At 40.9% G+C, this 14776-nt stretch carries 13 protein-coding genes; 9 read left to right on the top strand and 4 right to left on the bottom strand.

Going from position 1 to position 14776, the window contains the following annotated elements; all coding sequences use genetic code 11:
- Positions 1-779 precede the first annotated feature (779 nt).
- The 3 genes from QNI22_RS31530 to QNI22_RS31520 form a co-directional block, all read right to left on the bottom strand.
- Positions 780-1436: a hypothetical protein gene (locus QNI22_RS31530; RefSeq protein ID WP_314517161.1), complete on the bottom strand. Its 657-nt coding sequence runs from the start codon at positions 1434-1436 to the stop codon at positions 780-782.
- Between the two features lie 134 nt (positions 1437-1570).
- Positions 1571-2248: a P-loop NTPase family protein gene (locus QNI22_RS31525; RefSeq protein WP_314517158.1), complete on the bottom strand. Its 678-nt coding sequence runs from the start codon at positions 2246-2248 to the stop codon at positions 1571-1573.
- Positions 2249-2615: 367 nt separating this feature from the next.
- Positions 2616-3080 (bottom strand): hypothetical protein, encoded by a 465-nt coding sequence (locus QNI22_RS31520; RefSeq protein WP_314517157.1) that lies wholly within the window; start codon positions 3078-3080, stop codon positions 2616-2618.
- Between the two features lie 59 nt (positions 3081-3139).
- Here QNI22_RS31520 and QNI22_RS31515 point away from each other — a divergent pair, with 59 nt between their 5' ends.
- The 6 genes from QNI22_RS31515 to QNI22_RS31490 all read left to right on the top strand — a co-directional run bounded on the left by QNI22_RS31515 (position 3140) and on the right by QNI22_RS31490 (position 12318).
- Entirely contained in the window at positions 3140-3352 is a 213-nt protein-coding gene (locus QNI22_RS31515) for a hypothetical protein (protein WP_314517155.1), read from the top strand.
- 110 nt (positions 3353-3462) lie between these two features.
- A complete protein-coding gene (locus QNI22_RS31510) occupies positions 3463-4182 on the top strand; it encodes a BfmA/BtgA family mobilization protein (RefSeq protein WP_314517153.1) in 720 nt (239 codons plus the stop codon).
- Positions 4183-4255: 73 nt separating this feature from the next.
- Entirely contained in the window at positions 4256-5827 is a 1572-nt protein-coding gene (locus QNI22_RS31505) for a DUF5712 family protein (RefSeq protein ID WP_314517151.1), read from the top strand.
- 210 nt (positions 5828-6037) lie between these two features.
- Positions 6038-7930 (top strand): type IV secretory system conjugative DNA transfer family protein, encoded by a 1893-nt coding sequence (locus QNI22_RS31500; RefSeq protein WP_314517150.1) that lies wholly within the window; start codon positions 6038-6040, stop codon positions 7928-7930.
- A 558-nt stretch (positions 7931-8488) separates the two neighbouring features.
- A complete protein-coding gene (locus QNI22_RS31495; protein WP_314517149.1) occupies positions 8489-11218 on the top strand; it encodes a PQQ-dependent sugar dehydrogenase in 2730 nt (909 codons plus the stop codon).
- A gap of 464 nt (positions 11219-11682) precedes the next feature.
- Entirely contained in the window at positions 11683-12318 is a 636-nt protein-coding gene (locus tag QNI22_RS31490) for a hypothetical protein (protein WP_314517147.1), read from the top strand.
- Positions 12319-12797: 479 nt separating this feature from the next.
- Here the strand turns inward: QNI22_RS31490 and QNI22_RS31485 are convergent, their stop codons facing one another.
- A complete protein-coding gene (locus QNI22_RS31485) occupies positions 12798-12959 on the bottom strand; it encodes a DUF4113 domain-containing protein (RefSeq protein ID WP_314517146.1) in 162 nt (53 codons plus the stop codon).
- 249 nt (positions 12960-13208) lie between these two features.
- Here QNI22_RS31485 and QNI22_RS31480 point away from each other — a divergent pair, with 249 nt between their 5' ends.
- Genes QNI22_RS31480 through QNI22_RS31470 form a run of 3 tightly spaced genes read left to right on the top strand, consistent with a single transcriptional unit; the run spans position 13209 to position 14630 of the window.
- The gene (locus QNI22_RS31480; RefSeq protein WP_314517144.1) at positions 13209-13625 is read left to right on the top strand and encodes a hypothetical protein; all 417 of its coding nucleotides are present in this window, start codon (positions 13209-13211) and stop codon (positions 13623-13625) included.
- A 54-nt stretch (positions 13626-13679) separates the two neighbouring features.
- Positions 13680-14291, top strand: coding sequence for a hypothetical protein (locus QNI22_RS31475; protein ID WP_314517143.1), 612 nt, complete (start codon positions 13680-13682; stop codon positions 14289-14291).
- An 18-nt stretch (positions 14292-14309) separates the two neighbouring features.
- Positions 14310-14630 carry a hypothetical protein gene (locus tag QNI22_RS31470; RefSeq protein WP_314517142.1) on the top strand — a complete coding sequence of 107 codons (321 nt, stop codon included), beginning with the start codon at positions 14310-14312 and terminating at the stop codon, positions 14628-14630.
- The last annotated feature ends 146 nt before the right edge of the window (positions 14631-14776 follow it).

Raw genomic sequence — 14776 nt, 5'->3', positions numbered from 1 at the left:
AAACAATCATCTCCGATAAATAATCATCTCTGATACAATAGTTTACCGAAGCGCAGATTGCCACCTGCTACATGAATGAAGAAGATCTGCTTCATAACATCGGCTCTGGCATTGAAGCAAGCCGAGAGCGAAGTTTCAGTTGGCGAAATATATCGACCCGTCTATGGGTCGAAACGTCTATGTGAGACCATGTGCATTACAGATCGTAGCTGATCCCACTGCGACTTTTATAATTAGAGTGTGTTATGAATTTTTGATTTGTTAAAGTCAAAAGATTTTGCATAAAAGATGGAAGAATGCTTCTAAAATCGGCTTGCAGAATCGGCTTGCAGGAGCTTGTTTCAAACTGGTGTACAGCTAGCTGTATGTTATGTATTGTGCAACTAGATACACAGAAGGATTATTATATTGGGTTTCCCACAAAACAGGAAAGCGGTACAAACATGTATTTGTACCGCTGTTTCGCTTATGGAGCTAATCGAACTGCCTCTATTGTTTCGACGGTTTTCTCATAGTAGTATCATCTAGCTTTGTAAAAAGAAAGCATACTTTGACATCCTATAATGGCTATTCGGATTCCACCTGGTTCGGTTCAGACAAAAGAATATACGCTTACTCATCAGGTAAGAAGATTTTTCATGTACTATGAGAGAATCGTCGAAAGCCTGCTTATGAGTCCATTCCAGGAAAGAGTATACGCTATATCAGTGACTTATCAGCTAGGGAATGAATAGCTGTTAAAACATATCAGTTAAAGGATAGTAGGTAAGAGGTATGAGTTAAGGTGTATCCACACCCGGATAAAAACGCAGAGGAATTTTAATCGTTTTAGCCTTTAAATCAACCACTGCGTTTTTACCTACCTTAACAGATGAGAAATCTTTCACCGGAATAAGTTCGATATACTCTACTGATCCCTTAGGAGAGGGCTCCTGTTTAATCTGGGCAGTACCTGAAAGAGTATCAAACACAGCGATATTGCCATATCTGTTAAGTAACATGGCAATGGTAGCTGCCTGTTTGTGATTCCGATTCTGAATATAGACATAGGCCGAGGCTACAAAAGTGAGTATTATAAACAAACTCGCCGGAATTCCCCATTTGCCAAAGCCAAACCAAAAAGCATCTTTTGCGCAAGAGAATACATACGAGTTAGTCTGGATCTTCTTTACCTGATGGCTTAGCTGCGAATCAAACCTGGATACAGATTCAGAAAGCGATTGAATACTTTTTCCAATAGAATCTTTGGCTAGCGCAGAGGAAGAATAGGCAAGGTAATATACCGGTAAAAGTTCATTGCACGGATCAATCTGAATCCCATATATGCTGAGTAGCAAGGCACAGAAGTCTCTTTTCTGCTGATCTGAAAGTATAGGTGCTTCTGTTACCGAAGTATGGGTTATCGGACTAGAGTCTGGTATGTGAATATTTTGCATAACAGGAAGAGAAGATACAAAAGAGAAGATACAAAAGAGAAAATAGAAAAGAGAAAATAGAAAAGAGAAAATAGAAAAGAGAAAATGCAAAAGAGGAGGTACCATCCAACCGGGTAATCTACCCAGCATTATTTTCATAGTTGAATTGTTTTCAAAGCTGATATAAAATACATTCTTGAGAAAGCACTCGCATTTGCCAGACCCTGACCGGATTTGAGTACCTCCCGGATACGGTTTTGCGTGGACTCGTTTTTGTCTCTGGAAATGGTAAAAGATTGGCTTTTAAGCTTATGAAGTCGGATAAAGGTATCCAATGTCGTGTTTTGGGCCTGAGAAAATTCATAATACTCATTCTGGTATACCCGAATCGGAAATTTTTTTCGGATTGACTCGCATAGTTCTTCCAGGTAAGACATGGTGGGAGTAAAAATATTAGCTCCACCCACAATGGCAAATATCTCGATTTCAATACCCAGCTCTTCGAGCACTGAGGGGAGATACTCAGCGACTTCACTAAAGTAATACGGCAACTGCTCAGAAACCGAAGCGCCCAGATCGGCAATGAACAGCTCATTCTCGGCATAGGTAAGCGCTTCCAGAAAGGAGTTAAAAAGCCCGCGATCAATGACTTTATTTGAATTAAGAAAGGTGGCAAGTACCGGACTACGGTAGGCTAGCTGAATGCTTGTCGTACGGGTGGCATCGTCCATATCAAAAATAGCCGCTTGCGGATACTTCTCTGCCAGCAAATAGGTCAGAATACTTTTTCCGCTTCCACCTTTTGACTGGGTGATCAGAATAAGCTTTTTCATCAGAAATGGTTTGTAGTTAATCCATTAAAAAGATCCATTAAACAAATCCATTAAACGAGTCTGTTTAATGAACTAGAATCAATGGATTAGTTGCTCTTTAGGTAAATACCTAGAGGCGAAGGTGCAGGGAAAGAGAAGAAAATGAAATACTCAATTTCGAGGAGTTCTCTACTTATTTCTACGAATTCTGACCCTTTATGAGCCGGTAGCAGTAGTATTTTCTTAAAAAGTAGTGTAGGTTCACTAAAAACGTAGTATAGGTTCACCAATGTTACTTAGAAGCGATAGGCCGTTAACACATTGTTTTAAGCAGGCGAGTAGCCTCAGTAAAGGATGTCTACAGAGTCTGGCTGAGGATAAGTACTTTTTATAAACCTTTCATCAAATCGATATACGGATTTTTTTTTGGTTCATCTTCCTGATTAACGTAGGTAAGGGATCGCTTGTGAGTTTGTGCGGTAGTAGTTTCAGAATCGGAAAGGGCAGGAGAGGAGTCAGCATTCATCAGGTCGATGGGCTGTTGGCTTATTTGCTCCTGTCTGAGCTCAGAGAGCACCTGTTGCCGGATCAGCGCTTTGAGCTGATCAAGATTCAGTTCCAGGGCCTTATTATCCTGAACTGAAGTAGCTGGAACATATCTTCTGTGAATGTCATAGATATGGGTAGGAGTGATGGGTAAATTCAGTGCTTCAGAAAGCTTTCTCGCGATTAGCTCTGCAGATAATCCCTTGTGAAAATACTGATCCTTAAAATACAGATAGAGTAGATTGAGCTTACCCTTTCTTTTGAGCGCAAATGCGGAAATGATATCATCTTTAGTGATCGAGTCCATCTGTATAGAATCAGTTAAGAGTATGAAAATTATAGCTATCCAACTAAAATACAACAAATATGCAACAAAAACCAAATCAGTTAACGGCAAATGCATTCAAACAACAAACACACAACAAAAATGAAACAAACAAATACAGTAAACGATTGTCTGCGGTTATTGAGCATGTTTTTGTTGTATCGATGTTGTGTGACCTTACGCGCAGTTTTAGCAAGAGGCCCGCTGTTAGTAAAGCTAACAAACTGGCAGACAATAACATAGTTATTGGGTAAGGACTAATATGCAGATAAGTTTTTGAAAACCAGTTTTTTACATAGGAAAAAGCCCCATTACACAGGAAACAACTCCATTACATAGGAAATAACTTAAATGAAATAGGCAAATGAAACACTCCAACAGACCTATCACTCCCAAGCGCCCGGCCAGAAGGACAGGTGAGAAAAGAAAGCGAATGAATCAGATAAAATCAGAGGTCAGTAATATAGAAAAACAGCCCGGCCAGTCTGTAGAATTCGCTCAAAGAAAGCAAGGGGAATACATTCTTAAAACTGTCAATGTGAATGCGGCCGTACTCCAACGCTGTAAACAACATGCCCGCGAGCTGGGCATGAAAACGCTGAAAGAGTATGCCGAGAATGCAATGCTCTACTTTGTCAAAAACGGACTAAACCCATCGGAACAAATTCATAGTGAAGAGCTTTCCAAAGAAGTAGTCCGGTTACGAAATCATATTTTTTCGTTTCTGCAAAAACAGGAGCAGCAGTACATGCTGCCTATGTTTAAGGAAGTATTCTCACAGGGAAGATCAATCGAACAGATGGAGTTCTCACTTGAGCAAACTCAACAATCACTTAGTGAGCTGGTAGACCAGCTTAAGCAGTTGTATCTGCTTGTCTATAAGATACAGGGACTGGTAACCGTTTCGGTTTCTACCATGCTCCATATTTCGGACTTGCCTGAAGAGGAAATACAAAATATCAAAGCTGCCAATGCTGATTTTGTCAACACTCAGGTAAATCAGATGCTAGCTAAAATACAGGTAAAAGCAGGAAACAAAATAGAAGAAAACAAAATAGAAGAAAACCATGTAAAGGAAACCTGATGTGCAAGGCCAGATGAGAACAGTCTAAAACCGGATACGATGTAAGTGAAATAGTAAATTATGACTTTATACTATGATAAGTAAGGTGCTTAAAGCGCAATCAGGTAATCACCTAACAGGTAAAGCCGTCAGTAAAACAGGAGCTGTGTATGATAACAAGGGATCAAGTGAGCGTCTTGTTACCTATATGGATCATGAGTATAAGCAAGACGAGTATAAAGAACATGAAATCGCTACAGTATGTGGATCAGGACAAGAGTACAGTAAAAACGGACAATACTTTAGTATGGATAGAGAGAATCTTTCCAAAAAAGAAGTTATTGAAAGAATAGATACCAATGTAAAGGGGCTGGGAAAAGAGGATGCCAAGTTTTACTCTCTTGTGATTTCTCCCAGCCAGGATGAGCTCGCTCACATTGGCAGTGATGCTCAGAAACTCAAAGCGTATACGCGTCAGGTGATGGAAAACTATGCCAGTGAGTTTACACTCAAAAACGGTCAGAAGCTGCAAAGTAAGGACCTTGTCTGGTTTGGTGTGATACACAGGGAAAGACAGTACAGTGGCAGGGATAAAGAAGTCCGGGAAGGAAGCGCCAGATCCGGTCAGAAAAAACAGGGAGATCAGACCCATATTCATATTATCGTTTCCCGAAGGGACTCACAGCAAAAAGTGACACTGAGTCCGACTGGTAGCAGGACTCGTTTTTCAATCAAAGCCTGGCAGAAAAGAAACGCTGAAGATTTTCAGCGTATGTATGACTATACCAGACAGACGCATTTTTCCAAAGATGCTTACAAACAGGCAAAACTACAGGAAAGGGTAGAGGCGTTCAGTAAAAAACATGGACTGGATGGGTATCTTTCCGCAGGACGCATTGCCCTGATGGGCAAAGAACAGGACTTTGACCGCAGGTTTTATCGCAATCTGAAAACACTGGAATCTACGCTTGAAAAAGGTATTCGTCCCGCTGATCCCTACAGTGGACTCGACCGAAAGGATTTATATGCCGAGTTTAAAAAGCTCAGAGACTACCACTTTGATAGCAAGGCTGAACAAAAGCTGCACCGTCAGATAGTCAATCTGCGATCCGATTATTTAAAACAACACGGGGTGAGCCTTTCCGAACTGGATCTTCCCTCACATGCAATCAGAAAAGCCTATGCAGAACATGAGCATAAATGGAAGTTTTACAAGAATCTGGAAGCATTAAAACAAACGCTTTTGCAGCAGGGACATGTGCCCGTAGATTTTGAGCAGAGATTAAGTCAGAAGGCAAACGCAGAAGAGATTGCACAAAGCCAGAAAAGATCTTATACCCGCAAATCGTTTGCCGAACAAGCTACTCAGGAGCCTACCTATAGTAGACACATGTCAAAAGAAAGCAAACAGCAGGAAAAGGGAACGGGTCAAAAGCGTCATCAAACGGGTCGAGAGCGTTATCAGAAAGACATCTCAGCAGAGATCATTTCAGCAGAGATCAAAAGTGATAAGATTCTATCCAGTGTCGCTACATTACAAAAGTTTCTGAGTGGAATGAGTGAATCTGATTTTTCTTTGGATCAGGAGTGGAATACAAGAAAACCAAAACAAAAGAAAAAGAAGACTTTCCTAACTCCCGAGCAGGATACAGGTCTGGAATGGTAATTGAGTAGACCAGTGATTGAGTAGATTAGTGAGTAAGCAGACTAATGATTGAGTAAAAAGGTGAGTAAGTGGGATGAAGAACGGAGTGGGTACTCAAAACCTGATAATACCTGATAAAGAGTAGGAAAATACGTAGAAACAGGTATTTACCCGGATGTATTTTTTGAGCTGATTGTATAGTATTTATTTACTTACCAAATCCGCTAAAAGATGCAATCTCATTCCCAGCAACTTCAGTTTTACTTTCTGCTTATTTTACTGGCTGGTTTTTGTACAGCAGAGTATTTCTTTTTGGGATTAATCCCATCGGATTCGAAATTATACTTAATGGGATTAAAGCTGTTTGCCAAGGCTGGTTTGCCAGTTAGAGCCCTGTTTTGTATTCTCTATCCACTCGCTTTTGCCATGCGTCCTATAAGGCTACAGGATCAGCAGGGCAGGAAAAACGAAAAAGTTCGCAGAAAAAAGTCTGTATGGAGAAAACTGTTCTTGGTTGCCTTCTTTATCCTTGGCGCTTGTGTGCTCTGCAGTCTTCATTACAATCCCTACTTTAGGATAAGCTTCCCACTGTCAATGAGTATGATCGCTTTGGGTGGGTATTTCACTGGGCAGTGGATGCGGAGACAGCCTGTCAGCAGATCCGTTTTAAAGAATGATCACAAAAAAAATGAAAATGCCTATTCGTTTCACTTTCAGGGAAAGGACTTACACGGTAGAGCAGGAAGCTGGGTGAATATTGTCAATCCTTTTCGGGGAACGCTTGTTATCGGGGGAGCAGGCAGTGGCAAATCTCACTCAGTTGCTGAACCTATATTAGCGCAGGCCGCCCAGAAAGGGTATTGTGGCATTCTTTATGATTTTAAGTTTCCCACTCTGACTAATTTTGCCTACAGCCAGTATCAGAATACAAATCAGCAAGCAAACCAGGAAGATAAACTATCATTTTGGATTGTAAACTTTGAAGATATGCAACGCACCCACCGGATCAATCCACTCAATCCGGCGTATATTCCGGTAGCTTCCTACGCCTCTGAGTATGCTCTCTCGATTATCAATAACCTTTTACCAGAAACGATTGCCAAACCCGACTTCTGGTCTCGTTCTGCCCAGTCGCTTCTGACAGCGACGATCTGGTATCTGAAAAAATATTATCCACGCTATTGCACGATTCCGCATGCGGTGAACTTGATTGTATACAAAGACTATACGGTATTACTTGAAAAGCTGGCTACTGACTTTGAATGCGCTTCCATGATCCGTTCGATTCTGACGGCTGTGGAAATGAAGGCATCCAACCAGACAGCAGGTATGGTATCTACCCTTCAGCTCGGACTGGGTAGGATCAATACCCCTGAAATCTGTTATGTGCTCAGTGGCGATGAAGTGAGCCTGGATTTAAACGATCCAAAGTCACCGAAGGTATTGTGTATTGGCACCTCGCCAACCCTTAGTGAAACCTTCTCGCCTGTTATTTCCTGTCTGGTTACAGTCGCCCTCAAGCTAATGAATCAGCAAGGCAAACGGCATAGTTATGTCCTATTGGATGAAGCGCCTACCCTCTATATTCCGCATCTGGATCAGCTGCCCGCCACTGCCCGCTCCAATAAAGTAGCTACCATTTACATGGCGCAGGACTTTTCCCAGATGCGTAAGCAGTATGGGCAAAATGAAGCAGAGGTACTGATTTCCAATCTGAACAATCAGTTTTTTGGCAGAGTGGCCAATCTGCATACGGCCGAATATGTATCACGTTTGTTTGGCAAAGAAGAACGGGTTATTCGCTCAGAAAGCTCAAGTGATAATCGTCCCAGAGGCTTTTTGATGGGTCAGAAAGGAAACGGTTCGCAGGGAAGCTCGGTTAGTCATTCCCTTCAGGAACGAACAGTCATTCATCCACAGGAGCTGCTTAATTTAGCAGTAGGTCATTTTGTAGGAACTACTGTGGAAACAGTACAAACCAGTTTTTCCATGTCATTTGTCCCACCCCGCTACAAATCTGATAGTATTCCACCAATCAGGCAAATTGATCAGAAAGACATACTAGAAAACTACAACCGCATTATCTTGGAATCGTCCGCTCTACTGGAAGGTGTTCTATCCTAGCGGAAGGATTATCTCTCAGGTAGGTAAACAGGATAGTTTGGTTTTATATATATGGAGCACCCATTATTCTCGTTGTATAGTAAAGCAAGGTAGCCGTCTGATCTATAAAGATCTCTGCCTTAAAATAAAGGATTTCGGTTCATCGTTGCGAAAATCCTGTAGTACATAATATGTAAAATAATCAGAAAAGGAGTATATTTTAGCCTTCTTTCTATATTCAATCTTTCCCTCTGATGGGTACTATTGTTTTAAAAACACAATTTTAATTTATCTGTCTACTTTTGCATTTTCTTTTTTCTTACTTTTAGCAAGTTACCAACTGCTTCTATATTTTTTGTTGAGCTAATCTGATTTGAGAAAGAAGTGACTCTCATTACATGTAATCTGATACTTTCTGCAGCAGGTCATCTGACTGTATGCTGAAACAGATTTGAATAAGTTTGTGATTCCATCGTTGCTATCCGCTCTATTTTGTGAATTGACCAAGAGGCTTTGGTAGCTATTTTTTAACCATGAACCTTTATATTATTTATTTTTTACACTTTTACTATCAACCAGATGAACAATCGCTTACACACACACCTTCCCAAAGGATCATTTAAGAACAGTATATTGCTAAGCTGCCTGTTGTGGCTTTCCATGCAGATGGTCATGGCACAGAGCTTTCCGACTAACTTCGCCGGCGTTCAGATTGCGACAGGTCTTGATCCGGTAGGTATAGATGTAGCCCCTGACGGACGTATTTTTCTAGCTGAGAAAAACGGAAAAATTCGAATCATTAAAAATGATGTATTGTTACCTACTCCTTTTATTACCATTCCCAATGTAGACAACTGGAACGAAAGAGGATTGCTTAAGGTATTGCTGGACCCAAATTTTAGTACCAACAAGTATGTGTATGTATACTATACTTATAAACCAGCCAGTAGTACAGTGAGCAACAATCGGGTAAGTCGTTTTACGGCTAATGGAGATCTGGTGGTACCAGGCAGTGAACTGGTTCTGATTGACATAGACCCGCTGGGTTCGGTAGGTTATCACAATGGAGGGGGACTGGCTATCAGAAATGATCAGTTGTTTATTTCTGTTGGTGAAAATACAGTAACTTCAAACTCACAATCCCTTACTACACTGAAAGGCAAGATCCTGCGCATCAATACGGACGGAAGCATTCCTAATGATAATCCTTTTTATACCACTGCAACAGGTGTAAACCGAGCTATCTGGGCACTGGGTTTTCGAAATCCCTTCCGAATCAGTGTACAGCAGGGGACAGGACGGCTTTTCATCAATGAGGTGGGAGCAGGAGCATGGGAAGAAATTAATGAAGGCATAGCCGGCAAAAACTACGGTTGGCCTGCCATTGAAGGCGTCCGGACTACACAAACGCCTCCTGCCAACTATCAGGACCCTTTCTATGCCTACAATCATAGCCAGGGTTGTTCCATCACAGCTGGGGGTTTCTACAATCCTATTACTTCTACTTTCCCCGCTTCCTACACTGGGAAATACTTTTTTGGTGATTACTGCAATGGCTGGCTCCGGACTATTGATCCTGCTACCAAAGCAGTAGCTACCTTTGCTACAGGTATTAACCGTCCGCTGGAAGTAGCTGTAGCCAACAATGGAACTTTGTATTTTATTGCAAGAGGGGGTGTTCCCGGAGGTTCTGATGATGCCAATACCTCCAGCAACAATGGTGTGTTGTGGAAAGTAAATTACACAGGAAACGGAATTCCTGTGATCGGTGTACAGCCTGCCAGCCAAACTGTATCAGCCGGACAGTCTGTTACCTTTACCATAGTTACCTCGGGCAATCCGCCTCCAACGTATCAATGGCAACGGAATGGAGTAAACATTACAGGGGCTACCTCTGCCAGCTATACAATCCCTGCTACCTCATTAAGTGACAATGGGGCTAAGTTCAGCGTGATTGTACAGAACTCGGCAGGAACGGTTACCAGCAGCGAAGCTACCCTGACCGTGCTAAATAATCAGCTGCCGGTAGCAACCATTACCTCGCCCGCTTCCGGAAAAACCTATTCAGGTGGGGATGTAATTACCTTTACCGGTACCGGTACGGATACAGAAGATGGCACATTACCCGCCAGTGCGTTTACCTGGAAAATTGATCTTCATCACGTTGATCCTCCGGTTCATACACATCCTGCCATGGAAGCTACTGGTGGCATTACCTCGGGAGCTTTTACCGTTCCAACAGAAATGGAGACTTCTCCTAATGTATTTTTCCGGATTTACCTCACTGTAGTGGATTCTAAAGGCGCTAGCTCTACCACATACAGAGACATTACCCCTATCACCTCTACCATTACGCTGGCTTCCTCTCCGGCTGGATTGTTGCTTCGACTGGACGGAAGCACGGTTACTGCTCCTTATTCGTTCGTGGGTGCCAGCCGCATTCAGCGTGAACTGGATGCTGTTTCGCCCCAAACTGTCAATGGTGTCACGTATGTATTCTCCTCCTGGTCGGATGCAGGTGCTAAAGCGCATTCTATTTCTACCCCTTCTGCCAATACTATTCTTACCGCTACTTTTGTTCCGGCTACATCAGGCAGCATTGTGGCAGGAGGGATCTATGAACTCGAACCCCAAAATGCTTTAGGCCAACGACTGGATGTACGAGGCGTCAACACGGCCAATGGCACAGTAGTGGAGTTGTATCAAAGTAACAGTGGTCTGAATCAACGCTGGAAGTTTATTGACAGAGGAAATAATATCTATGAACTGGAACCTCAGCATGCACCTAACACACGACTGGATGTCAAAGGCCAGAGTAGTGCAGACAATGCAGCTGTACAGATCTATGCTTCAAATGGTGGCCTGAACCAACGCTGGAAATTAATCAGCAAAGGAAATACTATTTATGAACTGGAACCCCAGTGTGCCATAGGAAAGCGCCTGGACATTGGATTACTAAATAATGAAACGAGGGCTGTAAGCAAGACTGCCAACTCCGGAGCCAGTCAAAGCTGGAAGCTGACTCTGATTCCTGCGTCTGCGGCTGTCAGCGCAGAGGTCTTAAGCAACTATCCAAATGCTTTTGAATCAGAGACGACCATTTCCTTCCAAAAGCCTGCTGAAAGCAAAAAGGCACTCATACAGGTTTATAATCCCAACGGCCTGTTGTATCAGACCCTTGATGTAAGTACCAACACTTCCGGGCAGGTGAAGTTTACTGGCAAAGAAGCGAAGGCAGGAGTATATGTCTATACATTGGTGGTAGATGGAAAAGTAATTGCTTCCAAACGATTTGTGATTGCTCATTAATAGAAAACCAACGGCAATGCCGGAATAAGACGCAATCTCTCAATAGAGAATCTTATTCCGGTATTGCCGTTGGTTTTTTCTCGTCAGGAAACCATCTTCTCGTCAGGAAACTATCCGATTGCAGATAGTAGTCCTTTATCTGATTACACTTACCTTCTCTGCATGCCTCCAGCGTTTCAAACGGCACTACTCCCTGATATGTTCAATAAGTAAACTCTTTGGATTTTTTCGCCTCTATACTAATACTTGGGCATAGAAGCCTGACAAGGTCCTGGCTCAGGAGCAAGCCGAAGACAGAGAACAAATTAGATTTTATACCTGGATAAAGATCCGTTTTTCATGATGAGTTTTTGGTTAATTGAAACTAACAAAAATCACCGATTTTTTTTTACAGACAGTTGAAAAATCATGTTCTACCTTAGAATAAAATGACTTAAGCAATCCTTCTTCTAAAACATAAGATTATGAATAAACTTAAGATTATTGCTTTGCTAATAAGTATTGGGTCTTTACTAAGTTTTACAAACAAAATTATTGGGACAAAGATTTTTTCTGATGAAAGAATACTTTACCTGAGTTGGAATAAAGCTACGATAAATTCTGTTAAAAAAAACTTATCAAGCGTTCAGGATACTGCTGCTAAGATGTCTTATCTAAATAGACTGGAAGGCCTTGAAATGTCTTTACCGACAGATGATTTCAATACTATTGATACCAGTATAGATAGATTTAAGTTTACAGGTATAATCAAAGACGAACTAAAAACCAAGAAATCAATTTATGTGATTGAGTATTATGAATTAGGAGACATGATTACAGTTAAGAATTATATTATTTATAGAAATTCAAAGAAAGAATTTTGTATAGATATTTATGTGCTTGGTACTCATAAATGGATAAAAAACAAAGAAACAATACGTCTCAAGGGCTATTCAGAGGATGCAATGACTACACATACCACAAAATATTGGGGAGGTGTTAATAAAAATGATGTTATCATCAGTAAGTTTGAAAACGGAAAGGTGAACTATGTTGATTTCTACCTTTTTAAAACACTTCAATCTAATCCTTTTATTGAAAAAGTTTTAACATTGGATTGATCCATCTGCGACTAAAATGCCTTGAATGAATGATCTTTGATTTATCCTTTGTCTATATCAGTTTCCTTTTCCTGATTTTGAATACTTTTGAGTATACACCTCAAAAAACTTACACTATACTCCTTTTTACTCCCTAATTTGTAGGAATGATTGATTGATCAGGCTTTTTGGTTCGTGGTTTTTCTCCCAGTCTTACATACATCATAGCATATACATCATAGCATATACATCCTATGGAAAAATATAAAATGAATCTAAACTTTATGGTTGATAACCCCAATCTGTATCGGATCGCTTTTTGTGATAAGAAGACAAAAGTGTATGTTTCTGTATGATTTATCGAAAGAAGCTGCTCAGGGATTAGCCACTGAGCTGAATGTTGTTCATCCAGATCTTGATCATTGGATCGAACAAAATCCAAGAGTTAACTAACGTACAAAACTTCACAATAAGTTAAATCCGAACATTATATCTGGAGATTATATCCGAATAGTCCAAAGCTGATCCCAACGGGTAGTATAACAGCTACTCAGATAGTCACGTTTTAAAAGCCAGGGTGTCCCTTTTTTAGGAAAGCCCTGACTGGCTACCCGCACGGTATCTCTCCCCATTTTATTGTTAACTTTATCCACTGCCTGCATTAGTTTTTCCTGCTTGCTTCGGGCTACCTCATCAAAGAGGTTGAGTTGAACCTGATTGCTGGGGATAATACCCAGACGGCAATCCTCCAGTTTTTTCCTTCGAAAAGAGTGTTTTTTTGCTGTAACCTTAGTTTGTGACTATCGAGCCTTACTTTACTGTTAATGCTGTTTATCTTTGTCCAGATTGATAGCAACATATCCACTGGTTATAGGCCTTCATTAAAAGTTTGGGACAACAGTAAATTTCCAATGTTGAAAGACCAAGGGAAAGGCAAAACAGTCTGGATTTCCAGAGATCATGTAGCAAGAACTGTTGCTAAAGTACTTACTAATCCTTCAAAGTGTCAGGAAATCTATGATCCAGCCAGAGAGCCTACCTATGATAGGATAGAATATGATAGTTTAGCTGTAGAGGCTCCCTTGGGGCAGAGTAGTACTAAACCTGCCAGCCAGAATACTTCTAGTCAGAATACTGTTACACATATCAGGCCAAAAGTAAGTAAGGAAGCAGGAGTTCAGAAGGTTTATGTCTGTGATAGCAAAACATCCTATGCGTATCATAGTAATAGCTCTTATAAAGGCTTAAGCCGCTGCACCCATCAGATCTTAAGCATGACTCGAAAGGAAGTACAGGAAAGCAGATCTCCCTGTAAATTATGCTATTAATTAATTATACATTCCTTTAATCATCTTTTATTCAGTAGACATCCGTTTGTCATTATGGAAATAGTTTACCGCATGGAAATAGTTCAAAATACATTAATTGCAATATGGCAAAAAGACATACAATCCCGGTTTAAAAACGGATTGGTGACCTATGAGAGACAGGTGCAGGGGGAATTTTACCGGCAGCTTAAAAATTCCTTGCCTGAAGAATATGAAGTATGGATAGAGCCAGTGATTGATCTGCCTCTTTTTAATTTGCTTAAGATCAAACCTGATATTTTCATTACTCACCAGGATAAGATAGTGGGAATTATGGAAATAAAGTTCAAGCCCTGGGAGTATGTAGACTATCACCAGGATCTGTATAAGCTTACCTGTCTAAAAGATGTGACTTTTAAAAATCAAAGTTTCACCCTGGGGTATAAGCCTAAATCCTCCCGCTGGAAAACTCAGGTCTTATCAACTGATAATGTTACCTACCAACTGGCGGATGACTATTTAAGCATCTATGTTGTATTTGCCCGTCCAGATGCGGATGCGTTGACTTTACCGGCCAAAAAAGAGATTCCTACACCTTTTCTATACCTGTATGGGTATATCATTGATGAGAATAACCTGAAATTTGATTTCGTACATACTTCAGAAATACAGCAGAATCGAAGCTAGCTGTACGCTATCCTATACATGTCACATCCTATCACAATATATGCCAGTGAGTTTAGTCTTTCTGCTCAGGACTATGAGTTTACCTATCAAAAAGAGTTAACACGAAAACTCGATTCAATAGGCGACGATTTTTTTAACCAGCAGCTGATCAATGAGATCATTCTTTGGAAAGTGAATCGATATGCCTTATTGAGTGATCAGACACTTTCCCTGGTTAATCAGATTGATTCTACAGGCTCTGACATTGATCTGGCCAAAACTCATACGGTGCTGGCAGCTTTGCTAAAAAGTAAAGGGGGTACAGCTTCCAATGGCATCCGCTATCCTGCGCTTTCGTAATCCAAAGGTATATCAGGTAATAGATCAGCGAATGTACCGGATACTACATACAAAATCGTATTGAAAAGATAATGATAGCTTACTTTGAGTCTATTATGATTTAATTTATGACTCAAATGAGGGAGAACATAGCTCTCAAAATCGGA

The sequence above is a fragment of the Xanthocytophaga agilis genome, from assembly GCF_030068605.1.
Lineage (GTDB): Bacteria > Bacteroidota > Bacteroidia > Cytophagales > 172606-1 > Xanthocytophaga > Xanthocytophaga agilis.
The sequence above is the reverse complement of the archived record's forward strand: the minus strand, read 5'-3'. Positions and strand labels throughout refer to the sequence as shown.